General features: G+C 48.1%; 12 protein-coding genes, 3 rRNA genes and 1 pseudogene. All 16 read right to left on the reverse strand.

The annotated features are described in order from the left end of the window. Window positions 1–66: 66 nt before the first annotated feature. A 5S ribosomal RNA gene (gene rrf / locus ABIC22_RS06770) occupies window positions 67–183 on the reverse strand. Window positions 184–328: 145 nt separating this feature from the next. Continuing rightward, window positions 329–3255: ribosomal RNA gene (locus ABIC22_RS06775) — 23S ribosomal RNA — on the reverse strand. Window positions 3256–3558: 303 nt separating this feature from the next. Then, a 16S ribosomal RNA gene (locus ABIC22_RS06780) occupies window positions 3559–5110 on the reverse strand. The 16S, 23S and 5S rRNA genes sit together here, the layout of an rRNA operon. A 568-nt stretch (window positions 5111–5678) precedes the next feature. Continuing rightward, window positions 5679–6896, reverse strand: a complete 1218-nt coding sequence (locus tag ABIC22_RS06785) for a TraB/GumN family protein (protein ID WP_354479587.1) — start codon at window positions 6894–6896, stop codon at window positions 5679–5681. Between the two features lie 195 nt (window positions 6897–7091). Continuing rightward, window positions 7092–8390 (reverse strand): ABC transporter permease, encoded by a 1299-nt coding sequence (locus ABIC22_RS06790; RefSeq protein ID WP_127539237.1) that lies wholly within the window; start codon window positions 8388–8390, stop codon window positions 7092–7094. After that, a complete protein-coding gene (locus ABIC22_RS06795) occupies window positions 8383–9285 on the reverse strand; it encodes an ABC transporter ATP-binding protein (RefSeq protein ID WP_354485881.1) in 903 nt (300 codons plus the stop codon). Before ABIC22_RS06795 ends, ABIC22_RS06790 begins: the two co-directional genes overlap by 8 nt. Before the next feature lie 20 nt (window positions 9286–9305). Beyond that, the gene (locus ABIC22_RS06800) at window positions 9306–10199 is read right to left on the reverse strand and encodes an ATP-binding cassette domain-containing protein (protein ID WP_154896623.1); all 894 of its coding nucleotides are present in this window, start codon (window positions 10197–10199) and stop codon (window positions 9306–9308) included. A gap of 6 nt (window positions 10200–10205) precedes the next feature. Further along, window positions 10206–10604, reverse strand: coding sequence for a GntR family transcriptional regulator (locus ABIC22_RS06805; RefSeq protein WP_354479591.1), 399 nt, complete (start codon window positions 10602–10604; stop codon window positions 10206–10208). 87 nt (window positions 10605–10691) lie between these two features. Further along, a complete protein-coding gene (locus tag ABIC22_RS06810; protein ID WP_127539235.1) occupies window positions 10692–11405 on the reverse strand; it encodes a hypothetical protein in 714 nt (237 codons plus the stop codon). A gap of 336 nt (window positions 11406–11741) precedes the next feature. After that, window positions 11742–12113: a hypothetical protein gene (locus ABIC22_RS06815; protein WP_127539234.1), complete on the reverse strand. Its 372-nt coding sequence runs from the start codon at window positions 12111–12113 to the stop codon at window positions 11742–11744. 112 nt (window positions 12114–12225) lie between these two features. After that, entirely contained in the window at window positions 12226–12690 is a 465-nt protein-coding gene (locus ABIC22_RS06820; protein ID WP_354479593.1) for a DUF420 domain-containing protein, read from the reverse strand. A gap of 36 nt (window positions 12691–12726) precedes the next feature. Then, window positions 12727–13648: pseudogene (gene ctaG, locus ABIC22_RS06825) on the reverse strand (cytochrome c oxidase assembly factor CtaG). A gap of 106 nt (window positions 13649–13754) precedes the next feature. Further along, window positions 13755–14075 (reverse strand): cytochrome C oxidase subunit IV family protein, encoded by a 321-nt coding sequence (locus ABIC22_RS06830; RefSeq protein WP_095291893.1) that lies wholly within the window; start codon window positions 14073–14075, stop codon window positions 13755–13757. Window positions 14076–14078: 3 nt separating this feature from the next. After that, window positions 14079–14705, reverse strand: a complete 627-nt coding sequence (locus ABIC22_RS06835; RefSeq protein WP_095291892.1) for a cytochrome (ubi)quinol oxidase subunit III — start codon at window positions 14703–14705, stop codon at window positions 14079–14081. Beyond that, on the reverse strand, window positions 14702–16552 hold the full coding sequence (gene ctaD, locus ABIC22_RS06840) for a cytochrome c oxidase subunit I (protein ID WP_483312580.1): 1851 nt from the start codon (window positions 16550–16552) through the stop codon (window positions 14702–14704). The genes ABIC22_RS06835 and ctaD overlap by 4 nt, the downstream gene beginning before the upstream one ends. Window positions 16553–16623: 71 nt before the next feature. Next, window positions 16624–17676 carry a cytochrome c oxidase subunit II gene (gene coxB, locus ABIC22_RS06845; protein WP_153976779.1) on the reverse strand — a complete coding sequence of 351 codons (1053 nt, stop codon included), beginning with the start codon at window positions 17674–17676 and terminating at the stop codon, window positions 16624–16626. Window positions 17677–18011 lie beyond the last annotated feature (335 nt).

An 18011-nucleotide genomic window follows, 5' to 3' on the forward strand; every position in this document is an offset into this window, starting at 1 on the left:
CTTATAATAATCATAATTGAATATAAAATAAAAACCACCACCGATGATCTTCGGCAGTGGTTCTTTGCTTGGCAGCGTCCTACTCTCCCAGGACCCTTCGGTCCAAGTACCATCGGCGCTAGAGGGCTTAACGGTCGTGTTCGGGATGGGTACGTGTGGAACCCCTCCGCCATCGCCACCAAACGTGATTTGTCGAAGCATGTGCTTCTTAAAATCAAAAGTGGAACTGAAAATCATACACACATTGGAGTGTTGTACCGATTTTCATTTCAGAGATCATTCTCTGAAAACTAGATCCGAAACGAAACTTGCGACTAGAACCTGCAATTTGGATAAGCCCTCGACCGATTAGTACTGGTCAGCTCCATGCATTACTGCACTTCCACCCCCAGCCTATCTACCTCGTCGTCTTCAAGGGGTCTTACATACTGGGAAATCTCATCTTGAGGGGGGCTTCACGCTTAGATGCTTTCAGCGCTTATCCCGTCCGTACATAGCTACCCAGCGGTGCTCCTGGCGGAACAACTGGTACACCAGCGGTACGTCCATCCCGGTCCTCTCGTACTAAGGACAGCTCCTCTCAAATTTCCTACGCCCACGACAGATAGGGACCGAACTGTCTCACGACGTTCTGAACCCAGCTCGCGTACCGCTTTAATGGGCGAACAGCCCAACCCTTGGGACCTACTTCAGCCCCAGGATGCGATGAGCCGACATCGAGGTGCCAAACCTCCCCGTCGATGTGGACTCTTGGGGGAGATAAGCCTGTTATCCCCAGGGTAGCTTTTATCCGTTGAGCGATGGCCCTTCCATGCGGTACCACCGGATCACTAAGCCCGACTTTCGTCCCTGCTCGACTTGTAGGTCTCGCAGTCAAGCTCCCTTATGCCTTTGCACTCTTCGAATGATTTCCAACCATTCTGAGGGAACCTTTGGGCGCCTCCGTTACTCTTTAGGAGGCGACCGCCCCAGTCAAACTGCCCACCTGACACTGTCCCCGTACCCGCTTAGGGCACCAGGTTAGAACCTAGATACGATCAGGGTGGTATCCCAACGGTGCCTCCACACAAGCTGGCGCTCATGCTTCAAAGGCTCCCACCTATCCTGTACAGATCGTACCCAAATTCAATATCAAGCTGCAGTAAAGCTCCATGGGGTCTTTCCGTCTTGTCGCGGGTAACCTGCATCTTCACAGGTATTAAAATTTCACCGGATCTCTCGTTGAGACAGCGCCCAAGTCGTTACGCCATTCGTGCGGGTCAGAATTTACCTGACAAGGAATTTCGCTACCTTAGGACCGTTATAGTTACGGCCGCCGTTTACTGGGGCTTCGGTTCACAGCTTCGGGATTACTCCCTAACCGCTCCCCTTAACCTTCCAGCACCGGGCAGGCGTCAGCCCGTATACTTCGCCTTACGGCTTCGCACAGACCTGTGTTTTTGCTAAACAGTCGCTTGGGCCTTTTCACTGCGGCCCCCTCGTGCTATTCACACTACCGGGGCACCCCTTCTCCCGAAGTTACGGGGTCATTTTGCCGAGTTCCTTAACGAGAGTTCTTCCGCGCGCCTTAGAATTCTCTTCTCGCCTACCTGTGTCGGTTTGCGGTACGGGCACCTTCATCTGGCTAGAGGCTTTTCTTGGCAGTGTGAGATCATGACCTTCGCTACTGTAATTTTCACTCCCCATCACAGCTCAGCCTTACGATGTGCGGATTTGCCTACACATCAGCCTCACTGCTTGGACAGACATCCATCAGTCTGCGTCACTACCCTACTGCGTCCCCCCATCGCTCGTAACGATTTACGGTGGTACAGGAATTTCGACCTGTTGTCCTTCGACTACGCCTTTCGGCCTCGCCTTAGGTCCCGACTTACCCTGAGCGGACGAGCCTTCCTCAGGAACCCTTAGGCTTTCGGCGGATCAGATTCTCACTGATCTTTTCGTTACTCATACCGGCATTCTCACTTGTATAATGTCCAGCGCTCCTTACGGTACACCTTCAACCCTTATACAACGCTCCCCTACCCCTGATGCAAGCATCAAGCCATAGCTTCGGTGGTGTGTTTAGCCCCGTTACATTTTCGGCGCAGAGTCACTCGACCAGTGAGCTATTACGCACTCTTTCAATGGTGGCTGCTTCTAAGCCAACATCCTGGTTGTCTGTGCAACTCCACATCCTTTCCCACTTAACACACACTTGGGGACCTTAGCTGATGGTCTGGGCTGTTTCCCTTTTGACAATGGATCTTAGCACTCACTGTCTGACTCCCGGAAGTAAGTCTATGGCATTCGGAGTTTGACTGAGCTTGGTAACCCTTGCGGGCCCCGCACCCAATCAGTGCTCTACCTCCACGACTCTGTTTTCCGAGGCTAGCCCTAAAGCTATTTCGGGGAGAACCAGCTATCTCCGAGTTCGATTGGAATTTCTCCGCTACCCCCACCTCATCCCCGCACTTTTCAACGTGCGTGGGTTCGGGCCTCCAGTGCGTGTTACCGCACCTTCACCCTGGACAGGGGTAGATCACCCGGTTTCGGGTCTACGTCCACGTACTATGTCGCCCTATTCAGACTCGCTTTCGCTGCGGCTCCGGCTCTTCACCTTAACCTTGCACGGGAACGTAACTCGCCGGTTCATTCTACAAAAGGCACGCCATCACCCCTAAAATGGGCTCTGACTTCTTGTAAGCACACGGTTTCAGGTTCTATTTCACTCCCCTTCCGGGGTGCTTTTCACCTTTCCCTCACGGTACTGCTTCACTATCGGTCGCTAGGAAGTATTTAGCCTTGGCAGATGGTCCTGCCGGATTCATACGGGGTTTCACGTGCCCCGCACTACTCGGGATCCGTCTCGGAGGGAACAGACTTTCAATTACAGGGCTTTTACCTTCTTTGGCGGGCCTTTCCAGACCTCTTCGTTTAACCGGTTCCTTTGTAACTCCATGTGAGACGTCCCACAACCCCAGAGAGCAAGCTCTCTGGTTTGGGCTGTTCCGCGTTCGCTCGCCGCTACTGACGGAATCACTATTGTTTTCTCTTCCTCAAGGTACTTAGATGTTTCAGTTCCCCTGGTATGCCTCTGCATAACCTATGTATTCAGTTATGAGTAACTGGATATTACCCCAGCTGGGTTTCCCCATTCGGACATCCCCGGATCAAAGCTTGCTTACAGCTCCCCGAGGCAGTATCGTTGTTCGCCACGTCCTTCATCGGCTCCTAGCGCCTAGGCATCCTCCGTGTGCTCTTAGTAGCTTAACCAAATGCTCCGGTTTCGACTTCTCACTTCCCTTGGTTTGCTTGCGCAAATCCAAAAGTCGTTCCAATTCGATACCATCGCAAAGCAGTTTTCGCTAATATTTGAAACTTGTTTACACAAGTTCAGCTAAAAGGAATGTTCTAATTCGCAATTTTCGTTTCGATATCTAGTTTTCAAAGAACAAGCTCCATGCAAAAGCAAGCTGTTTTGAGAGTTTGAGCTCTCAAAACTGAGCAACGAGTGAGTAAGTTTGCAGCTAAGCTGCATATTTGAATGTTTCCGCTACGGGAAACGATTCTCCATAGAAAGGAGGTGATCCAGCCGCACCTTCCGATACGGCTACCTTGTTACGACTTCACCCCAATCATCTATCCCACCTTCGGCGGCTGGCTCCTTGCGGTTACCCCACCGACTTCGGGTGTTATAAACTCTCGTGGTGTGACGGGCGGTGTGTACAAGACCCGGGAACGTATTCACCGCGGCATGCTGATCCGCGATTACTAGCAATTCCGACTTCATGCAGGCGAGTTGCAGCCTGCAATCCGAACTGAGACCGGCTTTTTAGGATTCGTTCCACCTCGCGGCTTCACAGCCCGTTGTACCGGCCATTGTAGTACGTGTGTAGCCCAGGTCATAAGGGGCATGATGATTTGACGTCATCCCCACCTTCCTCCGGTTTGTCACCGGCAGTCACCTTAGAGTGCCCATCCGAAATGCTGGCAACTAAGATCAAGGGTTGCGCTCGTTGCGGGACTTAACCCAACATCTCACGACACGAGCTGACGACAACCATGCACCACCTGTCTCCTCTGTCCCGAAGGAAAGCCCTATCTCTAGGACGATCAGAGGGATGTCAAGACCTGGTAAGGTTCTTCGCGTTGCTTCGAATTAAACCACATACTCCACTGCTTGTGCGGGTCCCCGTCAATTCCTTTGAGTTTCAGTCTTGCGACCGTACTCCCCAGGCGGAATGCTTAATGTGTTAACTTCGGCACCAAGGGTATCGAAACCCCTAACACCTAGCATTCATCGTTTACGGCGTGGACTACCAGGGTATCTAATCCTGTTTGCTCCCCACGCTTTCGCGCCTCAGCGTCAGTTACAGCCCAGAGAGTCGCCTTCGCCACTGGTGTTCCTCCACATCTCTACGCATTTCACCGCTACACGTGGAATTCCACTCTCCTCTTCTGCACTCAAGTCATCCAGTTTCCAGTGCGATCCGGGGTTGAGCCCCGGGATTAAACACCAGACTTAAATGACCGCCTGCGCGCGCTTTACGCCCAATAATTCCGGACAACGCTTGCCCCCTACGTATTACCGCGGCTGCTGGCACGTAGTTAGCCGGGGCTTTCTTCTCAGGTACCGTCACTCCTTGAGCAGTTACTCTCAAGGACGTTCTTCCCTGGCAACAGAGCTTTACGATCCGAAAACCTTCATCACTCACGCGGCATTGCTCCGTCAGGCTTTCGCCCATTGCGGAAGATTCCCTACTGCTGCCTCCCGTAGGAGTCTGGGCCGTGTCTCAGTCCCAGTGTGGCCGATCACCCTCTCAGGTCGGCTACGCATCGTCGCCTTGGTGAGCCGTTACCTCACCAACTAGCTAATGCGCCGCAGGCCCATCCTCAAGTGACAGATTGCTCCGTCTTTCCAGCTTTCTTCAGGCGAAGAAAGCAAGTATTCGGTATTAGCTACCGTTTCCGGTAGTTGTCCCAAGCTTGAGGGCAGGTTGCCTACGTGTTACTCACCCGTCCGCCGCTAACCATCAGAGAAGCAAGCTTCTCATCAAGTCCGCTCGACTTGCATGTATTAGGCATGCCGCCAGCGTTCGTCCTGAGCCAGGATCAAACTCTCCAATAAAGATGAATTTCAGCAGCGCGGTTAGACGCTATGAAAATCATCTGAAGTATTGAAAAGAGCGATTAGCTCATTTTGAATCTGACGAGATTAAAAATCTCATTTTCGCTTCAAAATCATACAGTCAGATGACTTGTACCGATTTCTCAGCTTTTCGATCTTACAAGTAAGATCGTTACTCACTCGTTGTTCAGTTTTCAAAGATCAAACGTTGTTCGCATCCGAGTGTTATTCTCTTCAGCAACTCTTATATATTATCATGTCCCAACCAATTTAGCAAGCATTTTTTTAAGTTTCTTTCGAAGCTTTTCAGTTTGCTTACCGCACCATGTTTCTCGTGTTTTCTTGGCCGGAAAATTAATATATCATGTATCACAATATCTTGTAAAGTGTTTTATAAAAATAATTTGTACATCGGATATCATGATGTTTTTCAAACTTCCACATTTTCTAACCTTGGACACGAGTATAAATCAGCCCTCCATATATCTTGTCTTTCTTCTATATAAACATAACAACCCTCCCGCTTCTACTCAGAAGTGAGAGGGTTGTATCTAGTAATGATATAATGTTATTTACGTTCTACAGTATAACCCTTATCTTCAAGCAGCTTCACGATGCCGTGCTCACCCAGGTAGTGGGCAGCCCCTACAACGATAAAGTACTCCTCTTTCTTATCACTCTTCAGGAATCCATCAATCTTGTCAGCCATGCCGATGTTACGGTCGATCAGCATTGCTTTGTTGTACTCCTCGTTATCAGAGAAGTTATTGGTCAGATCAAGCAGCTGCTCATCATTACCCGTTTTCCACATCTCAGCCATTTGGTTCACACTATCATCAAGAACATCGAAGTTGTCTAATGTTGCTTTCAATGTTTCCTCTTGCAGCTCTTTGGAGAAGTCGTTAAACATGCCCAGTTGGGACTCGTACGATTCTAGCTCGATAATAGGGAGTTTGCTCTCAATGGCCTTTTGAATGAAATACAAATCCACGCCCGCCGAAGCTTCATATCCAGCCGTCGCCGACTTCAGGCTAGCAAGTGTACTCTCTGCAACCCAAGGCTTGAATGCATCCAGGGCATTAGGCTCGAGTCCGTTTTTCTTCAGGATATCCCCCAGCTTGGTATAAGTCTCGCTTGAAACATGATCCTTGAGCGTTGTTCCATCCTGGTAAGATCCCAGATCCAGAATCAACTTCTGTTGTGCCTCATCAGCCGCTTTGCTGATGTCGATCTCCACGCCCAGGTAATCCGCTTCAGCAAAAGCTTCTTCAAATTCCTCGCGCAATGGATAGAAACTATCATCAGCAATATGCATGGATCCTACCAGATATACCGTGTTTCCATTGCTCTCTACTTCCCACATGAAGCCGCGGCCACCCGTTTGTGCAGCTGTTTCCGCTCCCTTGGAGACAAGCAAAACGGTACGCGTCTTCGCATCCCAGTTTACTTCATAGCCTGCAGCGTCCCCAACAATACGAATCGGTGCATAGGTTACGCCATTAATGCGTGTAAGCTTGCTTTTAAGTGTAATCGTTTTGCCGTCCACCACAGCCGTAATTGTATCATCTGTCGCAGTCGTCAGCTTCACGTCCATTGCTTCAAGCGTGGAGCGAAGCGGAACCAATGTTGTTCCCTTGTTATTCATTGGTGCCCCTACAGTGTACTCTACTGCCTGGTCATTGACTTTAACGGAAGTTTCTTGAGGTGCTGCCATTGCCGGTACCGCTGAAGCGAGTAAACCAACCGAGATGGTGAGAGACAAGAGCATGCGTTTCCAGTTTTTCATATTATGTATCTCCTTTAGATATATAGTAGGATAAATCTATTCGTTCAAAGACATACATCATTTTTACGATAATAGACTGAGAGGGTTCCACCTTTTTCCTGAGATGGCCCCCTTCTCCCTTTTAATAGTTACTTCTTAATTCCAGCCACCCAAAGCCCAGCAACAGCAATATCAGCAGCTTAAAGTTTAATCAATTTAAATTTTGTAAGCTTTCATTGCCTTAAAAAGTTCCTTGAAGGTTGGACGCTTACCATACATCAACACACCCGTGCGATAGATTTTGGCAGCCAGCCAGCCGAAGATAAAGATCGATACGACCAGAATGGCCAAAGACACTAGTATCTCCCATGTTGGAGCAACTCCTGCCCCGATTCGCACCAAGATAGCCGTAGGCGAGGTAAACGGTATGAAACTGGCCACTTTTAATAGCAGAATATTCGGTGTTGCGATACTGAAGATGGCAATATAGAAAGAAACCAATGAAAGCATCGTAATCGGCAGCACCGCTTGACCCAGTTCTTCTGTACGGCTAACCATCGAACCAATTGCAGCAAACATCACTGCATATAGGAAGTAACCCAGGATATAGAAGATTAGTCCATATACAATAACGGCGATGTTTACATCACTCAGGTTCAAACTGAAATCACTCAGGACATCACGGTTGTGAGGAAGCAGCACATTTCCTGCAACCACCGCACCGAAGATACCGATCTGAAGCATACCTACCATAAATATCCCGATGATTTTACCAAACATCTGACTCAGTGGAGACACGCTGGTAATCAAAATCTCCATAATGCGGGAACTCTTCTCCGCCGTGATTTCGGATGCGATCATATTACCTGTCATCATAGTAGATGTGAACAGAAGGATGATCAGCAGGTATACCACAATGTAGTTAATCGGGCTCATGCCATTCTCTGACCCTGCATCTGCTCCAGCTTCTTCAGCACTCAAGCTTTGCTCACTAACCTTAACAGGTGTATTAATCAATTCCTTTTGCTCAGCCGTGAGTACGTCCTTCACAACGACATCCAGCTTCACACTCTGCAGCGCTGCTTCTATAGAAGCAATAATCTGAGGGGACACCTCTTCTGTTGAATACAGGATCGGCTGTGGGAACTCCTGTCCTTGGGCCGCTTCAAACTTCAGATACCCATCAGTAAGTCCGGATTCCGCATCTGCTTTCAGCGCAGCTTCATCTTTAGTACCATCAGCAATGAATCGGTACGCCTGATCTCCTTGTGCGGACGAGAACTTCTCCAGCTTCTCCGATACTTCCGGCTGTCCCGCACTTAGAAGCCCAATATTTACAGGATGGTCTCCTGCAGCTCCACCACCGATAGATCCACCGTTAAACAAGGTAATGAAATAAGGTACATTAAGTCCGATTGAAATTAAAAGTGCAAGCACAATGGTCGTAACTACAAATGATTTCGTTTTGACTTTGTTTTTGAACGTAAATCCGATGATCGTTCCCATTTTATTCATTCGACTCACCCACCTCACGAATAAAGATTTGGTTAAGCGTTGGTTCTTTGATCTCAAAATGCTCTACAGTCGTCTGATTCATAGCGTGCTTCAATATCTCCTGGGCAGCCTCAACCTGTGCAATATGAATAAGATATCCGCGCTCGTTCCGCTCCACCTTATTCACACCGGCCAATTGCTCCAAACCATCCACATTGCCAGTGGTATTCAGGGAAACCTGTTCACGCGGATAGCGGCTCTTGATCTCCTTGATCTCTCCCTGAACCACGGTATTGGAGCGATGTAGAATTGTTATCTGACGACAAAGTTCTTCAACATGCTCCATGCGATGTGTCGAGAACAGGATAGCTGTTCCTTCATCACGCAATTCCTTAACAGTGGATTTGAGCAATTCTACGTTTACTGGATCTAAGCCGCTAAACGCCTCGTCAAGAATAAGAATCTGAGGACGGTGCACCACCGCAGCGATAAAGCCCATCTTTTGCTGGTTACCCTTTGATAACTCCTCAATCTTTTTGTCGTAATACTCAGGGACCTCGAATCGATCAAGCCAGTATCTTAGGCTTTTGTCTGCATCCTTACCATTCATGCCGCGAAGACGAGCCAAATAATTGATCTGGTCACTGACCTTCACCTTGGGATAAAGTCCGCGTTCTTCCGGAAGATAACCCATGATCTGCTGCAGCTCGGTACTATAAGGCTTGCCGTTATATCGTATCTCTCCACCATCGGGATGAATCAGACCAAGTACCATGCGCATCGTTGTTGTTTTACCGGCACCATTGGCACCCAGCAATCCATAGATTTCTCCTTCTTCCACATTAAGCGTAACACCGTTAACAGCCGTCTTATCTGCATATTGCTTGACTACCTGCTTCAGTTCCAATCTGTTCATCATCTATCATCCTCCTTCGTTTATCTCCACAGTGTCGGAGCGTACCCTGCAATCCAGTATTGCAGCACTTCGTCCAGCTCCAGGTTCCGGATTTTCATGATGCGGTTACCCGCAAGCTCCAGCCTCTCCTGCGCTTCAACTACCCGGGTCGTAATCACCCGCATGGCTCCAGCCTCCTGCTTCGACTCAACAGCCCCCGGTATACTCTCAGGTCTTAGATCGCCTTCGTACCAGATTTCTCTCCATTGATCGAGCACGACATCTTTTTCCGCCATTCCAAGTGACTGGCCGCGGTGCATCAGTACGATGTAATCCGCCAGACGCTTCACTTCATCTGCTATATGTGTTGCTATTAAAATGGTGGTATCCCCATCCGCCATGAAATTGCGGAACTGCTCAACCATGACCTTCCAGGCAAATGGATCAAGCCCAGAAGAAGGCTCATCCAGCAGGAGCAGTCTCGGCCGTGCAGCAAGCGCAGCCGCTATTTCGAATTTGCGACGCTCTCCTTTGGACAACTTCTTCAGTTTTACGTCATAGGGAACATCCATATCATCCATTAGCTGGTTGAACAGCTTAGCATCCCAACGGGTATACCAATGTGCCCGGAATCTGGCAGCTTCAACAGCGGTTATATTGTCTTCTTCCGAACCTCCACCGTCTGCAACAAAACCAATATGCTCTCTCAGCTCTGTAGGAAGCTCACCTTCGTAATGCTGTCCGAACCACATGATCTGACCGGAATCCGGTAGTACTACCCGCTGAAGCATATTCAGAAGCGTGCTTTTCCCCGAACCGTTATGTCCCAATATGGCGACCACGTATCCCTCGGGAATGACGAGATCAATAGGGCCAATGATTCTACGCTTGCGCATTTTGGATACACCGTTTAGCTGAACCGCAATTGGTTCCATGTGTGGTCACCCCTTACTCGGATAGTAGATCGACTGCAAAATCTCTTGAAACAATCCTGCTATTTCCTCTTCACTGCATCCAACGGATTTACCAGACTGCACGGCTGCCTGCAACGCTTCTCTTGCTGCTGTCAATTTGTAGTTCTCCCGATCTCCTGCATCAACCTTGGCTACAAACGTCCCCGTACCCTGCTTTGTTCGAAGTAAGCCTTCATTCTCCAGATCCTGGTAAACCCGGCGAACAGTAATCACGCTGCAATTCAACGAACCTGCAAATTCGCGAATGGATGGCAAATGCGTTCCCTCCCCCAATTGACCCGTTATAATTAAAGATCTTAGCTGGTTTTCAATTTGGTGATATAAAGGTTCAGCACTATTTTCATTAATTTGAATCGGTATATTCAAGCCCTGCACCTCACCCTCGCGTACACTTCAGTTCACTTGCACGATAGTGCCGGTTATCCTCGATGTCGTTCTATATTTGACTTACCTTTAACTTAAATCCCGCTTCGATAACTTCCTTAGTGTTAAGCGACTAAGCAACCATAACACCGCAAATCCCAATATTAGCGAGCCCCACATAAATGGTGATAACAACCCCCAGGTTTTGCTGATTTCTACGGCATATCGCAATCCGTTCCCGCCCATCATTCGAATAAAAATTGCGATAAGGACAATCACGGGTATAAACAGCATGCTGATTAACAAATACTTTTTGCCAGTGTGCAAAAACTCTCCAAAGATATAGAACCCTGTGATCAGAACCCCATATCCTGTACATGTTAGGGCAAAGGCCAAATATTGATCCCATCGGAACCCTTCCAGATGCATCACGGAGACATACAATGCGCCATAGTAGAATATGCCATTAAAGATAAAGGCCAGCAATGCCTGCTGAATGCGTCCCCACATGACGGTTTCTGCCGAGATGGGAAGTCTGCGATAATAGGTCAGCATCTGTGTATACGAATCTTCTTGTATGTAGCGGAAAGAGCGTCTAGAGAAGATAAATCCCTGAAATGGAATCATAAGCATGAAGTAGGAATCGGAAATCGTGTTGAGTAGATTTTCCTCTCTCTGTCCATATAACATGACACCACCCATAGCTCCAACGTAGACCATAAACATCGCAGACCATAACCATTGAAGACGATCCTTATTCCATTCACTCCGGGTTAGCCACCAAGCTTGCTTCCAATCATTCATAACATTGCCTGCCTTTCCATCTCACGCTTTACTGTGCAAGCCGTGTCCACTGTGTTTACTGTATATATCAATATACACAGTATACAGACCTTCAATTCGTACCGTCAACCTTTTTTTCCTGAATCAGGAATTTAGCAGGGGTTTATCCCCTCAGACACTGAGATGATGCAGTATGAAAGGCAGGCGTAAGGCAGTTACCACGATATTCGTTCAACAACTGCTTCGAACTAAAGGTGTGCATGCAAAAAAAGAGAGCTGACTCCAATATTGTGCGAACACAAATCGGAAGCAGCTCTTTCATTTTTCCGGCACCTGTATGCAGAAGAGGTCTACCTTTTAAACCAGATCGTAGCCGCTTGGCAAACTGCGACTACTGCGGATGGCACGAATTTGAGCCAGTGTGAGACGTTGATTGGTGGAGATGAGAGATTCCACGTCATTTCCGCGGATCAGATCATCCAGATCTCTCAGATTCGTATTACCCCGAAAGACTCGAAATCCGCCTTGGAAATTTGGTCTCGTAAACACTACCAGCGTTGCATTCGAACTTGTTGAGAAAAAGCGCAGGCTCTCTACCCCACCCAGAATGTTGTCCAGGTTGCGGAGTCCCGTGTTGCCACGGTAAATCCGGCTTCTCCCTCTGTAATTCTCCTCTGAATACACCGTGAGACGTGGATACGTTTGACTGACTTGGACTGTTTTTTTCATGTTTTGTTCCCCCCTCTGGATCTCATTCTATGAACGGATGTGAGAGAAGGTATGGACGAATCAACCGATAGATTCATCCATTTTCATATTTTCATAGGAAACGATCTTTAATCTACACCCCAAGAATGACTTCCCATACAGGACGTGTATGCCCGCCAGGATAAAGGAGATACAATAAAACGTACACAATGACGCCAGTCAGTGCACTGCTGAACCAGATCATCGATGTAAATCGTCCCCAGCGGCGATGGGTTGTGAACTTCTTTTTGAATCCCAGCACCAGGGTAGAGATACCGAAGACCGCAGCTGCTGTGGCGAGAATAATATGAAAGATCAGAAAGATTCGATAGAAGATCTCCATCTCCGGATCACCGCCCCAAGCGGTATTTCCTACAAATATCGTTCGGGACATGTAGATGATAAAGAATAGCAGAGCCGCGACAGCTCCCGCTATCATCATGGACTGATGAGCCTCCTTTTTGCCCCGAACAATTAACACCCAACCGATCCCAACCAGTACAGCGCTAATCACAATGAAAGAAGTACTGATCGTAGGTAGCAAAAAATGCATATCCATCGTGTGTTCCCCCTCTTGTCTGAACATAACTAAGGTTTATTTCGCAGGATTAAGCGGTCCACCTGAACGTTCTACAGGATACGGATCATCATCATCTTCGCGTTTTTCCTTGCGGTACCATTGAAAGAAAACATATGCCAACATGGATACGAAGATACCCTCCTGAATAAACTTCATCACAATACCACCCACCTGCTGATCCTCTTTGGCAGAAGACAGGAAGTTAAAGAAACCTGGACCTCCGAATGTACGCAATAATGCCGAGGAGTCCCCTGACACACAATATCTCATTGCTTCCGCCCATACGGCCGGATTGCTATACGTTGCATATAATGGCTCGGACGCAAAAATAATCAGGCCGCAGGCTGGTGTTAACAGCACCATATTAAGAAAGATAAATCCAATCTTCGACAGTCCTGACGCCTGTCTTGCCTCCGGCAGCGGATTAAGAAGTGTCCACCACATGAGCATAGAGGTCATAAAGAGAACCAAGTAATACAGTCGGTGAACCGTAAAATTCAGCATGACATAGTCATGGACAACGGGCAGATGATACAGCGAAAATAAACCATTAAAGAGTAATGCCGCGACAATCGGATGAGCTAAAAAGGATAACTGCCGCGCTGGCAGCCACTGAATGATCTTTCGCCACACCCAGAGAGGCAGCCCTTTCATCAATAAAGGTTGGAGCAACCAGATAAGACAAAGCCATGCTTACCATGTGAAAACTGAACATGACGTGCCCCAGCAAATTAAATGGTCCAGCCTGGGCAAGATAGAACACGGCCAGACCTGTAATAAACATGATTTTCTGTGCAGCGTTAGCAGGTTCTGCATCAGTAACCCTTTCACTTAACGGACCTACGACAAACAGATACACAGCTGCAATGAGCAAAAATAACGCAAGAATGAAGGGACTCCATAAATCGTTGAAACTGAAGTATTGCAACCCGAGCATACGGGAAACCTCCCGGTGACCTGATTTGGTTGTAGCCTTAAACCATCTTTCCATTCCATCGCCTAAAAGGGGAAAAGACGGCGGCACTGCGCCGCCGCCATCTCATTTACCACCAAACCCAATAGAGTGCCATAATGATGCACGTGAATGCTACGAAAAATCCGAAAGCCATAAACAGGATGGGCATCAGATGGCCTTTATCCTTCATGTGCATCCAGTATCCCAGCTGGACAAACACCTGAAGAATGGCCATAACCACCAAAAGAATGATGGTAAAGGATGTATTGACGCCCCCTGCCTTAACAGCTGCAAACGCAATGAGTGTCAAGATGATGGAGAATATAAACACAACGACATGCTTCTGCGGTCCTTCTGTCCGGTGACGATGTTTCACAGGTTGTTGATCACTCTTATCCTGTACCGACATGTGTTAACCCACCTTTCCGAGCAGGTAGACGACCGTAAAGATAAACACCCAGACCACGTCAATAAAGTGCCAGTACATTGCGGAGACGTATACCTTTGGTGCAGTTACGACCGTTAATCCTTTTCTGAACAGCTGCCCGATAATAAGTCCGATCCACAGAATACCGAATGCAACGTGGGCTCCATGGAATCCAACCAGCGTGTAAAAAGCGGAGCTGAATGCACTGGTGGTCATACCGAACTCTTTGTGCACCACATATTCATAGAACTCATAAATTTCAATACCAAGGAATCCAAGGCCCAGCACTACCGTAATTCCGAGCCAAAGTGCCAATGCACTTCGGTTGCCCCGATGCATGGCCTGGATCGCAAATACACTTGTCAGACTGCTGACGAGGAGTATGAAGGTCGCTGCTGCCACAAGCGGCAGATGGAACAGTTCGTTCGCCGATGGCCCTTCATTCGTCTGGCCACGAAGAGCCAGGAAGGTTGCGAAGAGTGTACCGAACAATACCGTCTCGCCGCCAAGGAACAACCAGAAGCCAATAAGCTTGTTGCGTCCCTCCAGCGTTGCTTTCTCCGGTTCATGCGGCAATTGGCCACTTACCGGTTCGGCATGTGAAGTTGTCATGTTCTAACCCCCTTCTCATCCTGATCCTCGGGCTCGATATGCCAGCCATGGTCATCATAAAGTGAACGCATTGCCATCGCTCCGAATGTAATCAGAAGGCCGATAATAACCACAATATAATTATTGAAAAGTCCGTTCATAAAGGCATTGCCAAAATCGTCTTTGCTGAACATCAGGCCCAGTCCGGCAATGAAAATACCGACAGACATGATAAACGGCAGCGGTGTTGCAGATGGCATATGAATCGAACCTACCGGTTCAGCAGGAGTCATCTCCGTGTGTCCTGCCATCTTTTCCTTCCAATATGCATCGATTCCGCGAACAAGCGGAGTCTGCTTGAAGTTATATTCCGGCGGTGGAGACGGGATGGACCATTCCAACGTACGCCCATCTTCCCACGGATCATTTGGTGCATTCACCGGTTTTCTCGTTGTAATGACGATGTTCACAAGGAACATAATCACCCCGACACCCATCAGGAATGCTCCAACGGAGCTGACCAGGTTAAGCAGGTCAAAGTCCTGATTCGGCAAGTATGTAACGATCCGGCGCTGCATCCCCATGAGGCCGAGGAAATGCTGCACGAAGAAGGTTAATTGGAAACCGATCATGAATGTCCAGAATGTCCATTTACCAAGTGTTTCGCTCAAAACGCGACCGAACATCTTCGGCCACCAGTAATGCAGGCCCGAGAACAATCCAAGAACCAAGCCACCAACGATTACGTAGTGGAAGTGGGCTACGACAAAGTACGTATCATGGAACTGGAAATCAGCTGGTGCAGATGCGAGCATGACACCGGTGACACCACCCATGACGAAGGTTGGAACGAATCCGACAGCAAACAGGTTCGCAGCCGTAAAGCGGATCTGTCCACCCCACATCGTAAAGAGCCAGTTAAAGATCTTGATCCCTGTCGGTACAGCAATCAGCATGGTTGATATCGAAAAGAGTGCGTTGGCCACATTGCCGAGACCCGTTGTGAACATGTGGTGTGCCCATACCATGAATCCAAGGAAGGCAATCAGGATGGTTGCAAACACCATGGAGCTGTAACCAAACAATCTTTTACGTGCAAAGGTCGGAATAACTTCCGAGATAATTCCAAACGCCGGCAAGATGAGTATGTACACTTCCGGGTGTCCGAAGATCCAGAAAATGTGCTGCCAGAGTACAGGGTTACCACCATTTGCGACATCGAAAAAGTTGGCTCCCAGAATACGGTCAAACGTCAACAGTACTAATCCCACCGTGATGGCAGGGAATGCAAAAAGGATAATGGCTGAAGTAATAAATGTTGTCCATGTAAACATCGGCATCCGCATATAGGACATGCCGGGTGCACGCATCGTAATGATCGTGGCGAGAAAGTTAATACCGCCGATGAGTGTTCCTAGACCAGCTATCTGTAGACCAATCGTATAGAAGTCCACACCATGGGTTCCGCTGTACTCACTACTGGAGAGCGGCGTGTATGACGTCCAGCCTGCATCAGGCGCCCCGCCCATGATCCAACTCAGGTTCAGCAGCAGTCCACCAAACAGGAACGTCCAGAATCCTAGTGCATTAATAAATGGAAAGGCGACGTCCCGGGCACCAATCTGCAAAGGAACAACAGCATTCATAATGGCAAATATGATTGGCATGACACCAAGGAAGATCATCGTTGTTCCGTGCATCGTAATCAATTCGTTGAAGACCTGAGCCGATACAAAACTATTCATCGGCTTCATCAGCTGAATCCGGATTAGAATGGCTTCAATACCGCCAATCCCGAAGAAAAATCCACCTGCAATTAAATAAAGAATAGCAATCTTTTTGTGATCGACGGTGGTGATCCAATCCATCAAGCCCCTGTACCGCTTGACGCTATGAGCATGAGCCAAGGTAGTGTACCCCCTTCTTCGTCCTTGCTGTTCTATTCATAGTCCAATTTGTAGTTGGCTAGATATTCGGCAATTCCGTCGATTTCTTCATCCGTAAGGCCAAGATCTTTTGGATTCGGCATCGTATTGCCTGGCTTCACGGATTGTGGATCATGGAGCCATTGTTTCATGTTATCCAGCACCGGATTACCTTCTTCCTGTCCCTCACGCTGGTTCAGCAAAATACCTGCTACAGCTTCCTTGCCGCCGATTCCTGTGAGATTCGGGGCAACAGGTCCGCCCTGATCGCCAACTGCGTGGCAAGAGAGGCAGTTCGTTTTGAATTTTTCAGCAAGCTGTGTATCTTCCGGCAGCACTGCCGGTGCCTTCATCTCATTAACCCATCTGTCAAAGGATTCCTGGCTGACTGCTTTCACTTTGAATTCCATAAAGGCATGCGACCTTCCGCATAGCTCCGCACATTTCCCGCGGTAAACGCCTTCATTAGGTGCTGAGAAACTAAATCTGTTTACTGTTCCATCCGGGTTTGTGTCCATTTTGCCCGCAAGTGACGGCACCCAGAAGGAGTGAAGCACGTCCGCGGTTTTTAATTCGAATGCGATTTTTTTGCCGGTCGGGATGATAAGATCTTGAGAGGTGGTAACATCATATTGAGGATAAGTGAATTCCCACCAATACTGATGTGAGGTAACTTTGACCTGAATTGCATTTTTGTCCTTGGACAAATCTTCGCCTTGGGCAAAGATCGTCTGAACTGTCGGTACGGCCAGTACAATAACCAGCAATAACGGAATGGCTGTCCAAATCACTTCCAACTTGAAATTGCCTTCAACCTGTTCGGGAACCTCATTCTGCCCGGCACGTCTGCGAAACCGGATCAGCACATACGCAGCAATGGCAAATACAATGATGAGCACTACGATCATAATCGTAATGGACAGCTTCATCAGATCATATTGGCCTTGTGCCACAGGACCCTGAGGTTTCATTACCGACAAGTCTTCCCGCCCGCATGCGGATAGCAGCAAAGAGAACACCGCCAGCAAGGGGAGAATTCGCTTTGCAACCTGCCACTGTTTCATCATTGATCTACCCCACTTTTTTAACATTTTCGTAGATTACCGTTATCGTTCGAAGTTTAGCCTGATAAGGTCACTTCAGCCCGATCCGCATAATCCTGTCCGTCATACAGAACGCTTCCAAAAATAACGCTTCCAGAACCCACTTCATTTCCTCCAAAGGGCATGTCTGCGCATTCTTCCAATTCATTCTATATGGTTCAATCACTTATTAAATATAAGTTGAGGGTATGATTTTGTCAATCTTTGGACACATGTTCACAAATTGTTCACTTATGTATAAAAACCGCACCACAACTTAGTTTGCAAACGATTTCAGTTATAAATGCAAACCTCTTAAT

This window comes from Paenibacillus sp. PvP094 (genome assembly GCF_040546835.1).
Lineage (GTDB): Bacteria > Bacillota > Bacilli > Paenibacillales > Paenibacillaceae > Paenibacillus > Paenibacillus illinoisensis.

Excerpts from the sequence above, each read along its gene's own strand:
- ABIC22_RS06815 (WP_127539234.1), bottom strand. The coding sequence starts at position 12,113 with ATGAAAAAAACAGTCCAAGTCAGTCAAACGTATCCACGTCTCACGGTG.
- ABIC22_RS06790 (WP_127539237.1), bottom strand. The coding sequence starts at position 8,390 with ATGAATAAAATGGGAACGATCATCGGATTTACGTTCAAAAACAAAGTC.
- ABIC22_RS06830 (WP_095291893.1), bottom strand. The coding sequence starts at position 14,075 with ATGTCGGTACAGGATAAGAGTGATCAACAACCTGTGAAACATCGTCAC.
- ABIC22_RS06835 (WP_095291892.1), bottom strand. The coding sequence starts at position 14,705 with ATGACAACTTCACATGCCGAACCGGTAAGTGGCCAATTGCCGCATGAA.
- ABIC22_RS06810 (WP_127539235.1), bottom strand. The coding sequence starts at position 11,405 with ATGAATGATTGGAAGCAAGCTTGGTGGCTAACCCGGAGTGAATGGAAT.
- ctaD (WP_483312580.1), bottom strand. The coding sequence starts at position 16,552 with ATGGATTGGATCACCACCGTCGATCACAAAAAGATTGCTATTCTTTAT.
- ABIC22_RS06820 (WP_354479593.1), bottom strand. The coding sequence starts at position 12,690 with ATGGATATGCATTTTTTGCTACCTACGATCAGTACTTCTTTCATTGTG.
- ABIC22_RS06800 (WP_154896623.1), bottom strand. The coding sequence starts at position 10,199 with ATGGAACCAATTGCGGTTCAGCTAAACGGTGTATCCAAAATGCGCAAG.
- coxB (WP_153976779.1), bottom strand. The coding sequence starts at position 17,676 with ATGATGAAACAGTGGCAGGTTGCAAAGCGAATTCTCCCCTTGCTGGCG.
- ABIC22_RS06785 (WP_354479587.1), bottom strand. The coding sequence starts at position 6,896 with ATGAAAAACTGGAAACGCATGCTCTTGTCTCTCACCATCTCGGTTGGT.
- ABIC22_RS06795 (WP_354485881.1), bottom strand. The coding sequence starts at position 9,285 with ATGAACAGATTGGAACTGAAGCAGGTAGTCAAGCAATATGCAGATAAG.